11 protein-coding genes and 1 pseudogene are annotated in these 12,585 nt (G+C 66.9%); 2 read left to right on the top strand and 10 right to left on the bottom strand.

Annotated elements, in window-relative coordinates; translation table 11 throughout:
• Positions 1–47: 47 nt before the first annotated feature.
• The 4 genes and pseudogenes from DFO58_RS11875 to DFO58_RS11860 all read right to left on the bottom strand — a co-directional run bounded on the left by DFO58_RS11875 (position 48) and on the right by DFO58_RS11860 (position 4,288).
• On the bottom strand, positions 48–1,478 hold the full coding sequence (locus tag DFO58_RS11875) for an amidase (protein WP_120991006.1): 1,431 nt from the start codon (positions 1,476–1,478) through the stop codon (positions 48–50).
• Positions 1,479–1,675: 197 nt separating this feature from the next.
• Positions 1,676–2,017: a hypothetical protein gene (locus DFO58_RS11870; RefSeq protein WP_120991004.1), complete on the bottom strand. Its 342-nt coding sequence runs from the start codon at positions 2,015–2,017 to the stop codon at positions 1,676–1,678.
• Positions 2,018–2,044: 27 nt separating this feature from the next.
• Positions 2,045–2,737, bottom strand: coding sequence for a M20/M25/M40 family metallo-hydrolase (locus tag DFO58_RS11865; protein ID WP_286163573.1), 693 nt, complete (start codon positions 2,735–2,737; stop codon positions 2,045–2,047).
• A pseudogene (locus DFO58_RS11860) lies at positions 2,622–4,288 on the bottom strand (MFS transporter). The gene DFO58_RS11865 and the pseudogene DFO58_RS11860 overlap by 116 nt, the downstream one beginning before the upstream one ends.
• A gap of 174 nt (positions 4,289–4,462) precedes the next feature.
• Between DFO58_RS11860 and DFO58_RS11850 the strand changes: the two are divergent.
• The gene (locus tag DFO58_RS11850) at positions 4,463–5,458 is read left to right on the top strand and encodes an Lrp/AsnC ligand binding domain-containing protein (RefSeq protein ID WP_120990996.1); all 996 of its coding nucleotides are present in this window, start codon (positions 4,463–4,465) and stop codon (positions 5,456–5,458) included.
• Positions 5,459–5,486: 28 nt separating this feature from the next.
• On the opposite strand, the gene DFO58_RS11845 is transcribed toward DFO58_RS11850, so the two are convergent.
• Positions 5,487–6,473: a DNA topoisomerase IB gene (locus DFO58_RS11845; protein WP_183043180.1), complete on the bottom strand. Its 987-nt coding sequence runs from the start codon at positions 6,471–6,473 to the stop codon at positions 5,487–5,489.
• 153 nt (positions 6,474–6,626) lie between these two features.
• Here DFO58_RS11845 and DFO58_RS11840 point away from each other — a divergent pair, with 153 nt between their 5' ends.
• Positions 6,627–8,315, top strand: coding sequence for a long-chain-fatty-acid--CoA ligase (locus DFO58_RS11840; RefSeq protein WP_120990992.1), 1,689 nt, complete (start codon positions 6,627–6,629; stop codon positions 8,313–8,315).
• An 88-nt stretch (positions 8,316–8,403) separates the two neighbouring features.
• Here DFO58_RS11840 and DFO58_RS11835 read toward each other — a convergent pair whose 3' ends face one another.
• From DFO58_RS11835 to DFO58_RS11815, 5 genes are all read right to left on the bottom strand, one after another.
• A complete protein-coding gene (locus tag DFO58_RS11835) occupies positions 8,404–8,793 on the bottom strand; it encodes a hypothetical protein (RefSeq protein WP_147407273.1) in 390 nt (129 codons plus the stop codon).
• Positions 8,794–8,827: 34 nt separating this feature from the next.
• Positions 8,828–9,133: a hypothetical protein gene (locus tag DFO58_RS11830; RefSeq protein ID WP_047120125.1), complete on the bottom strand. Its 306-nt coding sequence runs from the start codon at positions 9,131–9,133 to the stop codon at positions 8,828–8,830.
• A gap of 105 nt (positions 9,134–9,238) precedes the next feature.
• Complete coding sequence (locus tag DFO58_RS11825; protein ID WP_120990988.1) at positions 9,239–10,855, bottom strand: ABC transporter ATP-binding protein; 1,617 nt, start codon at positions 10,853–10,855, stop codon at positions 9,239–9,241.
• The gene (locus tag DFO58_RS11820; protein WP_120990986.1) at positions 10,852–11,649 is read right to left on the bottom strand and encodes an ABC transporter permease; all 798 of its coding nucleotides are present in this window, start codon (positions 11,647–11,649) and stop codon (positions 10,852–10,854) included. The genes DFO58_RS11825 and DFO58_RS11820 overlap by 4 nt, the downstream gene beginning before the upstream one ends.
• On the bottom strand, positions 11,646–12,578 hold the full coding sequence (locus tag DFO58_RS11815) for an ABC transporter permease (protein WP_120990984.1): 933 nt from the start codon (positions 12,576–12,578) through the stop codon (positions 11,646–11,648). The genes DFO58_RS11820 and DFO58_RS11815 overlap by 4 nt, the downstream gene beginning before the upstream one ends.
• Positions 12,579–12,585 lie beyond the last annotated feature (7 nt).

The raw sequence follows: 12,585 nt of genomic DNA, 5'->3' as shown, positions 1-12,585 counted from the left end.
CCGGGCCGTTGGAGGAGACAACAGCCCGGGCAGGCTTATGAGTTGCTCTAGGCGTTCGCCGCCACCATCTGCGGCCACCACGAAGGCTGGGTCCACAGATCAAGTTCGGCTTCCAGCGCTGCGCCCAGGGTGAAGACGGTGGAATCGTCGTAGGTGCGTCCCACGATCTGCACGCCGGTGGGCAGGCCGTTCGGCGCGACGCCGGAAGGCACAGCGAGCACCGGCACGCGGCCCACGACGTTGAACGGCACGGTCAGCGCGGATTCGATCCAGGAAACCTGCTCGCCGTTGACCTCCAGTAGCGCCGCCGGGTCGGCGAAGTCCGCGGCCATGCCCTGCACACCCAGGGTCGGGCACAGCAACGCGTCGTATTCGCTCAGCAGCGCGCCCAACGGTGCGTAGATCTCCGCCTCGGCGGTCAGGCCCTCGGCGAAGGTGCCGGCCTGCGCGGCGCGGCGCGCGAAATCAAGGGTGTAGGGCATCAGCAGGTCGCTGTCGGCGCCGGCGACCTCGGTGATGAACGGCCCCATGATGCCGCCGAAGTGCGCCCAGGCGGCCTCGACGATCTTCTTACGGCTCCACGGCATGGACACTTCCTCGACTACGACACCGGCATTGCGCAGGGCGTCGGCCGCCGCGCGGGTGTTAGCCTCGATAACCGGGTCGATCGGGTAGTCGCCCAGATTGATGCACAGGGCGACCTTCATGCCCTGGGCGGCGGAGGCCTGAGGCACCGGCAGCGCCAAAGCGGGGCGCAGCGAAGCCTGGTCGTCCGGGTGCGGTCCGGCGATCACGTTCTGCAGCATGGCCACGTCGGCGACGCTGCGGCCCATCGGGCCGTCGGCGCAGTAGGTGTCCTGGTTGAATGGCGCCATGCCGGGCACGCGGCCGAACGGCGGCTTGAAGCCGACGATGCCGGAGAAAGAGGACGGGATTCGGATTGACCCGCCGATGTCCGAGCCGGTGGCCAGGATGGATTCGCCTGCGGCCAGTGCGGCGCCGGATCCTCCGGAGGATCCGCCCGGGGTCAGCTCGGTGTTCCACGGATTGCGGGTGACGCCCCACAGCTTGGAGTGCGTGTACGGCGCGCAGCAGAATTCAGGGGTGGTGGTGCGGCCGTGGACCACGGCGCCGGCGTCGAAGATGCGGTCCACGATCGGGTGGCTGACATCCGCGACGGTGCCCTGCTCGGTCAGTGAGCCTTCCTCCGCCTTGTATCCGGCGATGGGCTGCTCTTCCTTCAGCAGCAGCGGGATGCCTTCCAGTGCGCCCAGATCCTGCTCGCCGGCGGCGAATTTCCGTTCCGAGGCGCGGGCCGCGTCATAGGCGGTCTCCAGCATTTGTTCGGTCAGCGCGTTGACAGACGGCTCAACCTCGGCGGTGCGCTGCACCACGGCATCCAGCAGTTCAACAGGGGACAGTTCCTTGGCACGGAACATCTGTCCGGCCTTGGTCGCGGTCAGGTGGTGCAGTTGCATTCGCGGGGCTCCATTCGCAGGGAAAAGCGGAGAATCATAACCTTCTTGACTGAGACTAGGCTCACACCAGCTTCTGTGTCAACGATATTGTCAATGCTGTTGACGTGTTGTTGAAACATATAGGGAATGGGACCGGGCAAAAAGTGCCCCACCACGGCAGTTGGGGGTCTGCCATGGTGGGGCACGTGCGGGGAGGATCAGGCGCGGGGCTTGCGCTCCCGGCGTTCCTGGAGCAGCGCCTGGCGCAGCTCCGCATCGGCGGCGACGTCCGCGGCGGTGCCAGCCAGCGCGACCGCCGCGTGAAGCACCGCTTGGTCGGCGCCGGCCGAGCAGGTTTCCGCGGCGAACTCGGCGGTGTGCGGCATGCCGACTGCGTCCAGCACGGCAATCACCGGGTGGATCGCCGGCAGGTACTGGGACACGTTGCCCATGTCCGTGGAGCCTCCGCCGGCGCTGCCGGCCGGAAGCTGCAGCAGGTTCCTGCCGGTGGCGCGCAGGGAGTTGTTCCAGCGGGAAAGGATGCGCTCGTCCTGCAGCACCGGAAGATAGGCGGGGCAGGACTGCTCCTAGTCCATCTCGCAGCCGCTGGCCAGAGCCGCGCCGCGGCAGGCGCGCAGCACCTTGTCCTTGACCTCCTGCTGCAGCGCGGCGTCGTGGGCGCGGACCTCGATCTCCAGACTGGCCTGCGCCTGGATCACGTTGGTGACCGCCTGGGTGGGCAGTACCACTGCGTTGATGCGGATGCCGTCGGGCAGCTGCTGGCGCAGCAGGCCGATGGCCACCTGGGCGATGGTCGCGGCGTTGGAGGCGTTCACGCCGTGCGAGGGTGCGGCCGCTGCATGGGAGGCGGCGCCGGTGAAGTGCACCTTGAAGCGGTCGCAGCCCTGCGAGGAGGTACCGGTGCAGTCGATGTCCATGCCCGGGGTCGGGTGCACCATGATGGCGAAGTCCACGTCGTCGAAGGCCCCGGCGCGCAGCATCAGTTCCTTGCCGCCGCCGTCTTCCTCGGCCGGGGTGCCCAGCAGCACCACACGCAGGTCCAGCTCCTCGGCCACCTGCGCCAGCGCCAGCGCGGCGCCGACGGCGCCGGAAGCGATGATGTTGTGCCCGCAGGCGTGCCCGATCCCCGGCAGCGCATCGTATTCAGCGCAGATGCCCACGGTCAGCGAACCGCTGCCGAATTCCGCGCGCAGGCTGGTCTCCAGATCGTATCCACCGAGCTGGATGCTGAATCCTGCTTGTTCCAGCGGGGCGGCCACGCGGGCCACCGAGCGGTGCTCGGTGAACGCGGTTTCCGGGTCGGCGTGCAGGGCCGCGGACAGGCCCAGCAGGGTTTGGCTGTGTGTTGCCACGGCCTGCTGCAGGCGCTGGGCGGTGGGTGAAGCGGTGGCCAGTTCCATGGGTTACTCTCCTTCGGTCGCTGCGGCCGCTACGGGGGGTCGAATCCGCCGGGGCGCCGGCGGGCTTGGAGGTGTCGCGGAAGCGCAGGGCCAGCAGGGCCACACCCAGGGACAGCACGGCGCAGATGATCCAGACGGCCACGTAGGTGCTGTCGGCCGACACCGTGCTCGGGGCGCCGTCCACCGTGACGGTCACCAGTGCCGAGGACATCACCAGGGCGAACACGGCGCCGGAGACCGAGCCGGAGGCGGTCCGGGTCGTGTTGTACAGCGCGGAGGCGATGGCCACCGAATCAGCCGGGGACTTGCGCACCACGATGGCTGGCAGCAGGCCGAGGATCAGGCCGTTGCCGAAGGCGCCGATGGCCATGGACACCATGAAGGCCGTTGCGTTGTCCGCCATCAGGATCATGCCGCCGAAGGACACCGCGGAGAGCACCGAGCCGGCGATGATCGCGGCACGCGCACCGATCTTCGAGCCGATGCGGTCGGCTTGGGTGGTGCCGATGAACGTCATCAGCGCCAGCACCAGGAACAGCAGGCCGACGGCCGAGCTGCCCAGCCCTAGGCCGAAACCGTAGGTGTTCGGGTCGGTCATGATGAACAGCGACCCGGCGGTCTGCGAACCGAACATCTGGGCGCCGAAGAACGCCGCGGCGACAATCGGCAGGCCGATGCCGGTGCCGGTGAGCACCTTCAGGTCGATCAGCAGGTAGGCCACGCGGCCTTCCACGCGCACCCAGAGCATCAGCAAGACCAGGCCGCCGATAATGGTGCCCCACGTGGCGGCCGAATCCCAGCCCCAGATCGCGGCGTTGGAGATGCCCAACAGGGCGGACAGCAGGCCCTCGGTCAGCAGCACGGCGCCGGCCCAGTCGATCGTTCCGGCCGTGCGGGTGCTGGACTCGGGAACCAGCCATGCCACCACGGGAATGCACAACACCAGGAACAGCGCCGGCGCCAGCAGCACCAGGGTCAAGTCGTCAAAAGCGGACAGCAGTACGCCGGAGAACATGGCGCCCAGCGCGCCGCCCAGGGTCAAAGCGCCCACGAGCTTGCCGATGCTGCGCCCGGCCGACTCCTCGTCGCGGCTGCGCACAATCGCGAATTCCAGCGGGAGGAAGGCGCCCAGCGGGGCCTGCAGCGCGCGGCCAACCAGCAGCCAGGTGAAGCTCGGAGCAAAAGCACCAGCAACGAACCGGCCGCGACCAGACAGACCGTGATCAGCAGCATCTTCTTGTGACCGTACAGGTCCCCGAGCTTGCCGATGATGGGCACGAACGCAACGGTCATCAGCAGGTAGATGACCATGACCCAGTTCAGGGCCGCGGCTTCCACGCCGAAATCCGAGCCTATACGGGAGAGCAGGGGAGGGAACCAGCCTTGCAGCAGTCCGGAACCGAATTCCATAACGACCAGGAAGCCGACGGCGCCGCCGGCCACCTTCCTGGTGGTGCGAGTTGTTGATGACATCTGATGATCCGATACTTCAATGAAGGCAGCGAGTTGTTCGAGCCGAGATAAAGCTACAAATACCTGCCGAGTTTCTAAGCACTATGCTTGAAAGTAGACTATTTAGGAGTCATGTTGCAGGATTATGCGGTTGATGCCCTCGATCTGCGGATTATTAACGCCCTGCAAATCCGCCCGCGCGCCCCGTGGACCCAGCTTGCCCCGATCCTCGGCGCGGATGCCGCGACGCTGAACCGACGCTGGCAGCAGCTGGCCGACCACGGCATCGCCTGGATCACCACCTTCGACTGGAATGCTTGGGAAGCGGCGGCGCTGGTGGAGATCAACTGCCACTCCGGAGCCAACACTCAGGTCGCGCTCGCGCTGGCCGAATCCCCGGAAGCCATCGCGGTCGACCTGACGGCCGGCGGCCGCGACATCGTGGCCACCGTCGCAGCACGTGATTCGCACGCGCTGGGAAAGTACCTGCTCGACGAGCTGCCCAAGGTACCCTCCGTGGCCTCGGTGCGCAGCCACCCCATCGCCCGCACCCTCATCGACGGAAGATCATGGCGGGTGCGCGCACTGGACGCCCACGAAAGCGCGCGTATTGCGGGCCTTCCGCTGCCTGCTACCAGCCGTTCCGCGACGCGCAACCCGGAGCTCGAACGGGCGATGCTGGCCCTGCTGAATCGGGACGGCCGAGCCAGCGCCACTAGGATCGCCTCCGAACTGGACCAGAACCCGCGGCATATCCGCGAGCTGCTGGCCTTGATACAACGTAGCGGATCGCTCATCCAGCGCACGGATTTGGCCAGGTCACGCTCGGGATGGCCGGTCAGCGCCTGGCATTTCATGCGCGTCCCGGCCACCAAGCTGGAGGGCATCGCCGGCAGGCTGGAAAACCTCCCCGAGGTCCGTCTGGTGTCCCACACCGTGGGGCCGCACGATGTGATTATGGACGTCTGGCTCAAGGACCTGGGCGAAGTGCAGCGGCTGGAGCAGGCCCTGGAAATCCGCCTGTCCGGTTTGGCCATCAGCGACCGGTCGGTGGTGCTGCGCACCGTCAAGCAGATGGGCCAGATTCTCGACGACCAGGGCCGCTCGATGGGGCGCAGTCGTCTTTAGTGCGGGACGTCGGGCAGCTGCAGATCGTTCAGGGCTCCGTGCGCAGCACCCGCAGCAGGCAGCGTTCGGCAGGATCCAGGTGATGTCGGGTCTTCAGCTGCCGGTACGAACGGCGCAGCCGGTCCAGCCGCTCGGGTTCCTCGCACAACAGCAGGACCCTTGGGTCGATATAGGATTCCCGGGCGATCGTCGGCGTATTGCCGAGCTTCGCGGCCGCTGTTTCCACCGCGTGCTTGGCCAGCTGCTCCGGTGCCTGGGCGGCGGCGCCCGGGACCTCGAGCAGCGCCTGCAGTGCGCAGCTCGTGCCGCCCCAGGTCCTGAAGTCCTTGGCCGTGAAAGGCCCGTCCATGGCCTGACGCAGGTAGCTGTTCACCCGATCGGCATCCATGCGGTGCGCATGGTTGTTCTCATCGAGAAATCGGAAGAGCTCGTGGCCTGGCATGTTCTTCAATTCCTCGAGGATGCGCATCAACTTGGGATTGCTCACGCGAATGGACTGGGGCTGCCCCGATTTTCCGGTGAACTCCAGCTTCAAGGATGCGCGGGCCGGCTTGACGTGCTTGCGGCGCAGGGTCGTGGCTCCGAAGGAGACGCCTGCACCGGAGCGGGCCGGCGTTCCGACCCGCAGCAGATGCTCGTCGATGAGCGCGATGACCGCCGCCGCAACCTTCTGCTCGTTGGCCGAACGCCGACGGAGGTCCTTGCGCACTTGGGCGCGCAGTTGCGGCAGGGCGGTACCGAACTCCAGCATCCGGGCGAATTTCGCTTCGTCTTGACGAGCCCTGAACACCGGGTTGTAGATCGACTGGGTGCGTCCTGCCGCATCCACACCGACGGCCTGCACCTTGGCCCGCGTGCTGCGTGCAATCCGCACCTGCTTCCACGCCGGTGGAATGGCCAATCCCTTGATGCGGTCCAGCTCCTGCTGGTCCGTAATCCTCTGCGAGTCCAGCTCGTAGTAGAAGCCGCGGCCTGCACCCTTGCGGATGATCGGGAGCCGATCCTTGCGTGCCATGCGCCCCGTCCTCAATGTTGTTCCTGCACTTGGCACTACCCTAGGAAAATCACGAATGCCGGCGGTACCCGGCTCGGCGAATTCCAAGGCGGGACGGGGACTGCGTCCGCTGCCAGAGTTTCCGGCGGATGCGGGACAAGGCATGATGGGAGCATGGAGAATTCATCCGCACCTGCCTGGACCGCCAACTACCAGCCCGGCGTTCCCGCCGAAATCAAGCTGCCCACCGAATCGCTGAGCCACATGTTCGAACACTCGGTGCTCGAAGCCGGGTCCAGCCCGGCCACCGAGTTCTTCGGCCGGCGGATGAGCTACAAGGAACTCGGAGAGCAGGTCCAGCGGGCCGCCGAAGGGCTGCGGAATCTCGGCGTGCGCGCCGGGGACCGGGTGGCGCTGATCCTGCCCAACTGCCCGCAGCACGTCATCGCATTCTATGCGGTGCTCCGCCTGGGAGCCGTGGTGGTCGAACACAACCCGCTGTACACCTCCCGCGAACTGCGCCACCAGTTCGAGGACCACCAGGCGCGCGTGGTCATCGCCTGGGACAAGGTGGTCGAGCATGTCCAGGAATTCCCGAAGGACATCCCGATCGACGCGATCGTCGCGGTGAACCTGCTGGAGGCCTTCCCTGCCGTCAAGCGCCTGGCGCTGCACCTTCCGGTGAAGAAGCTGCGCGACACCAGGAACTCGCTGACCACCCGCACCCGCGGCACCCTCGCCTTCAAGGAGCTGCTCAAGGCCTCGCCGCTGGATTCGGCGCATCCGTACCCGCAGGTCCAGGACCTCGCGGTCATCCAGTACACCTCGGGCACCACCGGGCGTCCCAAGGGCGCCATGCTCACCCACTTCAACCTGTACTCCAACGCCCTGCAGGGCGAAGCCTGGATGCACGGGGCGCAGGAGCGCAAGGAAATCCTCTATGCGATCCTGCCGATGTTCCATGCCTTCGGGATGACCCTGTACCTGACCTTCGGCATCAAGAAGCAGGGCCTGCTGGTGCTCTTCCCGAAGTTCGACCCGGACATGATCCTGGACGCGTGGAAGAAGTCCCCGGCCAGCGTGTACTGCGCGGTGCCGCCGATCTACGAGCGCACCGCTCTGGCCGCCAAGGAACGCGGCATGTCCTTGGCCAGCGCCAAGTACTGCATTTCCGGCGCGATGAACCTCCCGGACCACGTGGTGGAGCTGTGGGAATCGATGTCCGGGGGCCTGCTGGTCGAGGGCTACGGAATGACCGAGTCCTCGCCGGTGGCCATGGGCAACCCGTTCCATCCAAGCCGCCATGCCGGCACCATCGGGGTGCCGTTCCCTTCCACCTTGATGAAGGTTGTCGACGTGGACGACCCGAGCCGCGAAGTGGCGCAGGGCGAGCCTGGCGAGCTGCTGATCAAGGGGCCGCAGGTCTTCCGGGGCTACTGGAACAACCCGGAGGAAACCGCGAAAACCCTGACGGCGGACGGCTGGCTGCACACCGGCGACGTGGTCGCGGTGGACGAGGCGGGCTTCGCCACAATGGTGGACCGCGCCAAGGAACTGATCATCACCGGCGGTTTCAACGTGTCGCCGACCGAGGTTGAAATCGCGCTGCGCCAGCATGCGGACGTCGCCGACGCCGCCGCCTTCGGAAAGCCGCTGGCCCGCGGTGGCGAGATGGTGGTTGCCGCCGTCCAGCTGGAAGAGGGCGCGGCCCTGGACGAGGACGCGCTGCGCGAGCACTGCCGCGAGCTGCTGGCCGCCTACAAGGTTCCCAAGCGCATCCTCGCCATCGACGAGATGCCACGCTCGATGCTGGGCAAGATCCTGCGCAAGCAGGTCAAGGACGGTCTGGTCGATTCCATCTGAGGCAGGCCCATCGAGGGGATAGCCAAGAGCAGCAACCCTGCGGTCCTGCTGCGCTATCCCTCCAGCAGCCGCAGGTTGGTTTGGCAGCTCAGCGCTTACGGATCTTGACCTTGAAGTATTCTTCGGCCCACTGCTCGCTCTCCAGCTGGCTGTCATCGCCATCCAGCCAGCTGTGGATCAGCTGGACCAGCCGTTGTGCCGATATTACGGTGCACACGCGATGCAGACCGGGTCGGGAGTAGTTCCACCACTCGAAGGTGAATTCCTGACCGGACTCCCAGTAGGTTTGCACGAATTCCGGGTGCTCCACTCCCGGCCGGGGCTTGGCAATGGTCAGGAACGGGGTTCGCAGGTGGGGCAATCGATTGATCCAATAGCCCAAGTGCTCGGCGGTGATGCTGTCCCAGCAGTACGAGGAAGAACTGATGTCCAACCCTCGATAGATCGTCGTTCCATCAGCGCTGGTGGAGGTGTGCATGGTTGTTTCGATCCGAGCTGTGGGGGAAGGGTATTCAGCAGATGAGGCTTTCCGGAGCAATGTGCGCAACGAATTCAGCATGTGGAATATGGCTCCTTGTCAGCTCGCTGAGCTGTTCTTCGATGTCGTCAATCCAGTCTCGGTGGATTTCGGGGGTGTATCCGGGCTCGGAATGGGCATGCACGCTAAGCTGTGGCGCGGTGCCCTGCATCCAGACTCCCACATGGTCATCCAGGTCGGAACGCTGCACCAAATCGATCAGGCGTCTTGCGACGTCCAGCTGTTCCTGATCTGTGCGCAGGGCCGTGACGCAGAATTTGATTGCGATTGAATCGTTCATCGTTCGATCTCCTTTCCTGATTGGCCGAAGCCAAGCAGCTAGAACTCATGTCTCTCCTATGGCTAGCTCCACATGCCGCCCCGCAAGTGGGCGGCCGGAAACCCGCTAGCGAAGCCGCGGCATCGCCGAGAGCAGTGACTTGGTGTACTCATGCTGAGGGTCCCCGAAGATCTGCGCGGTATCTGCCTGCTCCACGATCCGCCCCCGGGTCATCACCGCGACCCGGTCGCTCATGTGCTCGATGACCGACAGGTCGTGGGAAATGAACAGGTAGCTGGTTCCCGTTTCCTGCTGGATGCGGTCCAGCAGGTCAAGCACCGTCGCCTGGATCGACACGTCCAGGGCGGATACCGGCTCGTCGAGCACCAGCACCGCGGGTTTGGGAGCCAACGCCCGGGCGATGGCCAGGCGCTGGCGCTGGCCGCCGGACAACTCGCGCGGGTTGCGCGAGGCGAGCGCGGGATCAAGTTCCACCTGCTCCAGCAGCTGCTCCACCCCATCGCGGTATCCGCCGTCCGCGCGCTTGGACTTGCCCTCGCTCAGGGCATCGGTAAGCAGCTGGCCTGCCGTGTAGCGGGGGTCGAAGGAGCCCAGCGGGTTCTGGTAGATCGCGCCCATGGCACGGCGCAGCTCCCGGCGCTCGGATTCCTTGCCCGGGGCGAAGTCCCGGCCCAGCAGCTGGACCTGCCCGGAGTCGGGTTTTTGCAGTCCCAGCACGATGCGTGCGGTGGTGGTTTTCCCGGACCCGGATTCTCCCACGATGCCCAGCGTGGTGCCGCGGGGCAGCTCGAAGGACACCGAGTCCACGGCCTGGTGGCTGCCGAAGGACTTACCCAGATTGTGCGCGCGCAACGCCAGCGTCGGGTCCTCGGCATTGACGGCAGCGGCCGCGGGCGCGGGCGCGGCGTGAGCCGAGGAAGCGGAGAGCGGGACAAAGCGCGGGATTCCAGAGGGAACCGCCCGCAGCAGCGTGCGCGTGTACTCGTGCTGCGGATCTTCCAGCGCCCGGGCGGCGGGCCCGTGCTCCACGATCTTCCCGCGGCGCATCACCGCGATCTCATCGGCAAGGTGAGCGACCTGGGCCAGGTCGTGGCTGATCATCAGCACCGCGCGGCCCTGTTCCTTCAGCTCGCGCAGCTGCTCCAGCACCAGGGCGGTCAGCTTCGAATCCAGCGCGGTGGTCGCCTCATCGGCAATGACCACCTGCGGGTTGCCGATCAGCGCCTGGGCGATCAGCGCGCGTTGGCGCATGCCGCCGGACAGTTCGGTGGAGCGTTGCCGCGCGCGCAGTTCGGGATCCGGCATATGCACCCGCTCTAAGATCTCGATGACCCTGGCGGACCGCTCGGCGCGGGAGTTCGAGCCGTGGACCTTCAACGCGTCGCCGATTTCCCGGCCCACCGGGCGCAACGGGTCCAGCGCCGTCAGCGCGTCCTGCAGGATCATGGACACTGCGTTGCCGCGAATGCCCTGCCATTCCCGGTCGCGCAGTGCCAGGCCGTCGTGGCCGCAGATCCGCAGCGTCTTGGCGGTGACGGTTCCGCCGGACAGCCCCAGCAGGCTGCGCGCGGTCACTGACTTGCCCGACCCGGACTCGCCGACCAGCGCCAGGGCGCGTCCCGCGGACAGGGTGAAGGAGACGTCCTGCACCGCAACGTCGGCGCCGAAGCTGACCGAGAGGCTGGATACGGTGATCAGCGGTGCGGAATCACGGGTGCTCATATGGTTCTGGCCTTTCCGCCCAGGGCTCGGCCGATCAGGGTGGCGCCGGCGGCCACTACCACGATGGCCAGACCCGGGAACAAGCTCATCCACCACGCCAGGTGCAGGTAGGTGCGCCCCGCCGAGAGCATCGCGCCCCATTCGGGTGCCGGCGGGGGAGTTCCCAGCCCCAGGAAGGACAACGCCGCGGCCCAGATGACGGCCTGGCCGATACCCAGGGTGACCAGGGCGAGCAGCGGCTTGAGTGCGTTGGGCACCAGGTGGTTGCAGATCTTCAGCCAGGTGCCGCGGCCCAGCACGGTGGCAGCTTCGAGCATTTCGGAATTCTTCAGCGTACGGATCTGGCTGCGCACCAGCCGCGCGTAGCCCGGTGCAGTGGACAAGCCCACCGCAATGATGGCAGGTCCCACGCCGGGGCCGGTGAACGCGATGATCAGCAGCGCCAGCAGCAGCGAGGGGATGGAGTACAGTGCTTCGAGCACCCGCAGGATGATGCCGTCCAGCCAGCGCGGCGCCATGGCGGCCAGGGTGCCCAGCACGATGGCCAGCCCCATGCCCACGGCGGTGGCGGCCAGACCGATGAACAGCGAGTCTCCGGCGCCGTGGATGACGCGGGTGTAGATGTCCCGCCCGGATTCGTCGGTGCCGAACACGTGCTCGGAGCCCGGAGCCTGGAATGCCTGCGCCGGGTTGATGGCCAGCGGGTCGCCTGGAGCGATCAGCTGCGGGGCCAAGGCGGTCAGCGCCCAGAACGCGATGAACAGCCAGGCGAGGATCTTTGACAGCCGGCTCATGAGGCGGCTCCCGCCGGGTCGATGGCGCGCTCCACTGCTTCGGTGAGTGCCATGACCAGGATGTAGACCAGCGCGGAAAACAGCGCCAGGCCGGTGACCATGGGGATGTCGCGGGCCAGCACCGCGGAGAGCAGCGAGCGTCCCAGCCCGGGGCGGGCGAAGATCACCTCGACCACCACCGCGCCGGACAGCAGGGAGGAAAACGCCCATCCTGTCAGGTTCAGCGCCGGCAGCGAGGCATGGCGCAGACCGTGGCGCCAGAAGACCGCCAGCCGGCTTTCGCCGCGGGCCCGGGCCGCCAGCGCGAACTGGCTGGACATCGCAGTGGCCAGGGAGTCGCGCATCAGCTGGGTGAGGAATCCGGCCAGCGGCAGCGCCAGGGTCAGCACCGGCAGCACCAGTCCGGCGCCGGTGCCGTTGTCCACTGCAGGCAGCCAGCCCATGGCGGAGGAGAAAACCATGATCAGCACCGCCCCGAGCCAGAAGTGCGGGACGGCGGCTGCTACGATCTCCACCATGCTGCCAAGCCAGGCGCCGAAGCGGTTGGCCCGCATGGCCAGCGCGGCGAAGAGCAGCGCCAGCAGCCAGGCGGCTGCCAGCGCCAGCAGGGCCAGGGTGATGGTCTTGGGCAGCACCTCGGCCATCACGTCGAGCACCGGGCGCTTGAGCGCGTAGGAGGTGCCGAAGTCCAGCTGGGCCAGCTTGCCCAGGAACATCAGGTACTGCACGGGCACCGGCTGGTCCAGGCCGAACTCGGCGCGGGCGGCGGCCAGCGCCTCGGCCGAGGCCTGGGAGCCGGGCCCGCCCATGATGGCTTCGGCCGGGTCGCCGGGGATCAGGCGGATGCCGATGAAGATGGCGGTGGCCACCAGCCACAGCACCACCAGCGCCCCGCCGATCTTCCGGACGGCCCAGCCGAGTGTTCCCATTCGCGTG

The organism is Arthrobacter sp. AG1021 (genome assembly GCF_003633665.1).
In the GTDB taxonomy this organism is placed as follows: Bacteria; Actinomycetota; Actinomycetes; order Actinomycetales; family Micrococcaceae; genus Glutamicibacter; species Glutamicibacter soli.
The sequence above is the reverse complement of the archived record's forward strand: the minus strand, read 5'-3'. Positions and strand labels throughout refer to the sequence as shown.

Bases quoted from the DNA above. Each gene is read 5' to 3' on its own strand.
- DFO58_RS11875 (WP_120991006.1), bottom strand. From the start codon at position 1,478: ATGCAACTGCACCACCTGACCGCGACCAAGGCCGGACAGATGTTCCGT.
- DFO58_RS11850 (WP_120990996.1), top strand. From the start codon at position 4,463: ATGTTGCAGGATTATGCGGTTGATGCCCTCGATCTGCGGATTATTAAC.
- DFO58_RS11845 (WP_183043180.1), bottom strand. From the start codon at position 6,473: ATGGCACGCAAGGATCGGCTCCCGATCATCCGCAAGGGTGCAGGCCGC.
- DFO58_RS11840 (WP_120990992.1), top strand. From the start codon at position 6,627: ATGGAGAATTCATCCGCACCTGCCTGGACCGCCAACTACCAGCCCGGC.
- DFO58_RS11835 (WP_147407273.1), bottom strand. From the start codon at position 8,793: ATGCACACCTCCACCAGCGCTGATGGAACGACGATCTATCGAGGGTTG.
- DFO58_RS11830 (WP_047120125.1), bottom strand. From the start codon at position 9,133: ATGAACGATTCAATCGCAATCAAATTCTGCGTCACGGCCCTGCGCACA.
- DFO58_RS11825 (WP_120990988.1), bottom strand. From the start codon at position 10,855: ATGAGCACCCGTGATTCCGCACCGCTGATCACCGTATCCAGCCTCTCG.
- DFO58_RS11820 (WP_120990986.1), bottom strand. From the start codon at position 11,649: ATGAGCCGGCTGTCAAAGATCCTCGCCTGGCTGTTCATCGCGTTCTGG.
- DFO58_RS11815 (WP_120990984.1), bottom strand. From the start codon at position 12,578: ATGGGAACACTCGGCTGGGCCGTCCGGAAGATCGGCGGGGCGCTGGTG.